Raw genomic sequence first — 2,894 nt, 5'->3', positions numbered from 1 at the left:
GGTGAGGGCGATGGACCGTAGGCTGGATGACGACACCTGGGCCTGGCCGTGTTCGCGCCCGGAACTCACCGCCGGCCTGCGGCGCTTCTACGGCGACAAGAGCCTGACCCTGGAAAAGGTTCAGAGAATGCCGCTGGCGGCGCGTCGGCCGTCGATCGGCCGGGTCCAGGGATTGAAGGCCCATTTCGTCCGCTCGGGCAAACCTGCTAGCGTCAGGCTTGTGCTCAAGGAGCCGCGTGGCACGACCCGGGCTGGGCTGGCGGGAGTCGGGCGCAGAGAAGTCGGCGTGTATGCCGCTCTGGCGGATCTGCTTCCCGTCGAGACGCCTGACCTGATTGCGGCCTCGTCTGCCGGGAACTGGCTGCTCCTGACGGCCGAGATGGAGGCCCGTGCGCCGGAGGCCTGGACGGCGGCGGACTACCTCCAGGCCGTCGACAATCTGGTAGCGCTCCATGACCGCTTCTGGCAGCTGGAGGAGGATCTGGAGGCCTTCACCTGGCTGGCCCGCCCGCTGCAGGCGGACTTCACCGTGCACGTAGCGGCGGCCGCTCAGGCCATCGGCCGCATGGTCGAGAGCGGCCGGCCGGAGGCCCTGGCCGGTTCGCCATGGCGGATGCGGCTGATGGCACAGCTGACCACTCAGGCCGACCTGGTCGTCCAGCCTCTGCTGCAGGCGCCTGCAACGCTCATGCATGGCGACTACTGGCCAGGCAATATCCTGCGCCTGGCCGACGGGCGCCAGGTTGTGTACGATTGGCAGATGGCCGGGGTCGGGCCCGGGGTGATCGATCTGCTGACGCTGGTGATGAAGAGCCGCTGGACGTTCGCCAGCCTGGCGGTGGCCCCGGCTGACCTGGTCACCCGCTATCGCCACGGGTTGCAGACTCAAACCGGGACCGGCTGGATGGATGACGAGTGGGATCGCTTGTGGGATCATGCCTTGATGTGGCAGTTCCTCGAGGAGTGGATTGACGTTCTGGCGGCCTCCCCGGACGCCGTGCTGCGGGCCCGGGCCGACGACCTCGATGCCACTTGGCTGCGCCCTGTAGAGGCTGCCGTGGCGAGGCGACTGCCGGCCGATTGATGGCGAGGCCCGACGCCCACTGCGGGGGAGCGAGAGGTTTGCCCTTATCCGTACATCAGGACTGAGGTTGCAGAATGCCTGAAGACCGCTTGCCTTCACGATCCGAGAACTTCGCCGAGTGGTACAACCAACTGGTGCTGCGGGCCGAACTGGCCGATTACGCCCCGGTGCGGGGGTGTATGGTCGTGATGCCCTACGGTTGGGCGCTGTGGGAGAACATCCAGGCGGCGCTCGATCAGCGCTTCAAAGCGACCGGGCATGTCAACGCCGCCTTCCCGATGCTGATCCCGATGAGCTTCCTGGAGAAGGAGAAAGCGCACGTCGAGGGTTTCTCGCCGGAACTGGCCGTGGTCACCATCGGCGGCGGAGAGACGCTGGAGGAGCCGCTGGTCATCCGCCCGACCTCCGAGACGATCATCGGCCACATGTATGCCAAGTGGATCAAGTCCTATCGCGACCTTCCGGTGCTGATCAACCTGTGGAACAGCGTCATGCGCTGGGAGCTGCGCACCAAACTGTTTCTGCGAACGGCGGAGTTCTACTGGCAGGAGGGGCACACCGCGCATGCCACCGCGGATGAGGCCCAGGCCGAGACGATGCAGATGCTCGACATCTACGCCGACTTCGCCGAGAACGTAGCGGCCGTTCCCGTTGTCCGCGGCCGCAAAAGCGAGAGTGAAAAGTTCGCCGGCGCCCTGCGCTCCTATAGCATCGAGGCCATGATGGGGGACACGCGGGCGCTGCAGGCCGGAACCTCCCACAACCTGGGCGAGAACTTCGCGCGTGCCTTCGAGATCCGCTACTTAGATGCGGCCAACACCCTGCAGTACTGCTGGACGACTTCCTGGGGCCTGTCGACCCGCTTCATCGGCGCCATCATCATGGTGCACGGAGATGACAAGGGATTGATCCTGCCGCCGCGCCTGGCGCCACACCAGGTGGTGGTCGTGCCGATCTACAAGAATGATGAAGAGAAGGCGGCCGTGATGCAGGCCATTGCTCAGCTCGAGCAGCAGCTGACCGGTTTTCGCCTGAAGGTGGACCGGCGGGAGGGTTTCACGCCGGGCTACAAGTTCAACGACTGGGAGATGCGAGGCGTGCCGCTGCGGCTGGAGATCGGCCCGAAGGATGTCGCCCAGGGCGTGGTCACGTTGGCCCGCCGCGACCTGCCTGGCAAGCCAGGGAAGCAAACCGTCCAGCTGGAGGGCGCTGACCGGGCAGTCGCCGAGCACCTCGATGCGATTCAGATAGGCATGTTTCAGCGGGCGTTGGATTTCCGTCTGGGCCACACCCACCAGCCGCGCTCCTACGACGAGTTCAAACAGGTGGTGGAAGCCGGGTGGGCGGATGCCTGGTGGTGCGGTCGGCCGGACTGCGAAGCCTCGATCAAGCAAGACACCAAGGCAACCACCCGCAGTATCCCTCTCGATCAGCCGTCGGGCGCCGGGGTGTGCATTCGCTGCGGTGAGCCGGCGAGCGAGCGGGCGCTATTCGCCCGTAGCTACTAGGTGCCAGCTCGGTTCCTGACGGATCGGGGAGTGGGATCCCCGTTCGATTGCCGGTGGCGGCTGGAGCGGAGTGGCGCCTGATGCCGGCCGTTGACCCCGCCCGCCTGAGGCGGGAGACCCAGACGTTGCTGCTGGAGTTCGACCGGCCGGCCGAGCTGGTCGAAGGCGTCCTCTCCTTGCTCGACTTCTACGCTGATCGCACCTCCCGCCCGGGCGCCTACGCTGCCATGCGGGCGCCGCAGCGCACCTTCTCCGCTCCGGCCCCGGTCGTCAACAGCCTGCGCTCTGCGTTGGGACGGGAG

The 2,894-nt window shown here is 66.4% G+C and carries 3 protein-coding genes; all 3 read left to right on the top strand.

Features of this window, described 5'->3' with window-relative positions; translation table 11 throughout:
• The coding region (locus MUO23_01470) for an aminoglycoside phosphotransferase family protein (GenBank protein ID MCJ7511621.1) at window positions 1-1,084 on the top strand (1,084 nt) is incomplete at its 5' end.
• Between the two features lie 74 nt (window positions 1,085-1,158).
• Window positions 1,159-2,592 carry a proline--tRNA ligase gene (gene proS / locus MUO23_01465; GenBank protein MCJ7511620.1) on the top strand — a complete coding sequence of 478 codons (1,434 nt, stop codon included), beginning with the start codon at window positions 1,159-1,161 and terminating at the stop codon, window positions 2,590-2,592.
• A gap of 80 nt (window positions 2,593-2,672) precedes the next feature.
• On the top strand, window positions 2,673-2,894 hold a 222-nt coding region (locus MUO23_01460; protein ID MCJ7511619.1), incomplete at its 3' end, for a hypothetical protein.

This window comes from Anaerolineales bacterium, assembly GCA_022866145.1.
Lineage (GTDB): Bacteria > Chloroflexota > Anaerolineae > Anaerolineales > E44-bin32 > PFL42.
Note: the sequence above shows the minus strand (reverse complement) of the source record. Positions and strands in the feature narration are given on the sequence as shown.